The sequence below is a fragment of the Oleiphilus sp. HI0066 genome, from assembly GCF_001635725.1.
In genome coordinates, this window is the sequence record NZ_LWFH01000270.1 from 1 (window position 1) to 941 (window position 941).

The window sequence follows — 941 nt, forward strand, 5'->3', positions numbered from 1 at the left end:
ACCAATCCCCCAACCTTTGTCTGATTTTATAGCTTCACCGCCAAGCACATCGGCAAGTAACTGATGACCGAAACACACTCCAACCATTGGAATATGCATATCATAGATCTCAGATACACAGCGGCGTAAAGGTTCTCGCCAAGCAACTAAGTCATACACACCTGTTTTGCTACCCGTCACTAAGTATGCCTGACACTCAGATACATCTTTCGGTAAGTCACCATCGCAAACTTTATAAATACGAATCTGGTTTATATTTTCATTCGGTGCTATTTGCCTGATCAGGTTTTCAAACATCGCGCCATAGCTGTCGAACTCTTCACGTAACTCTGGTGCGATTTCGTCGCAATCTAAGATTCCTAATACCACTTAAACTCTCTCTGCCTTACCAAAATTTACTGATAGAAACCCAAGCTAGGTCTCAATACTAAATTGATGTTACCTACTAACTTCCCTAGTCTAAACTTATCGCATCATTGAAAGAGGAATATAAAATCATGTCCACCACAATTCGCGAAGTCTTACTTCAATCTCGTCTACTCATCGCGGCTATTTTACTAGCACTTATATCCATCACAGCCCAAGCGAGCGACGATAATGTTATTAGCGTTTCTGCTACTGGCAAAGTGAATGTCACGCCAGACATCGCNAAGTTTGTCTTACTCGTTGAAAAAACAGCTCCCATCGCATCAAAAGCAAAACAGCTTACAAATGATTCCGTTAGTCAGCTTCTCAGTAACTTTAAACGATACAACATCGATAAAGACACTATCGATAGCGGCCAAATTAGCGTATCACCTACCTATAACTATGATGACGGCAAACAAAGTTTGACGGGTTATCGAGTGGTCCGCACGGTACTCTTTGAGCTCAATAACTTGAACCAGTTTGAATCCATTCTTAACGACATCACCGAGTCAGGCGTTACACATATACAATCA

General features: G+C 41.6%; 1 protein-coding gene and 1 pseudogene. One reads left to right on the forward strand and one right to left on the reverse strand.

Annotated features, from left to right (window positions below; genetic code table 11):
* A pseudogene (locus A3738_RS04090) lies at window positions 1–369 on the reverse strand (GMP synthase); the annotation flags it as partial.
* Window positions 370–497: 128 nt separating this feature from the next.
* On the opposite strand from A3738_RS04090, the gene A3738_RS04095 reads away from it, so the two are divergent.
* The coding region (locus A3738_RS04095) for an SIMPL domain-containing protein (protein ID WP_156503939.1) at window positions 498–941 on the forward strand (444 nt) is incomplete at its 3' end.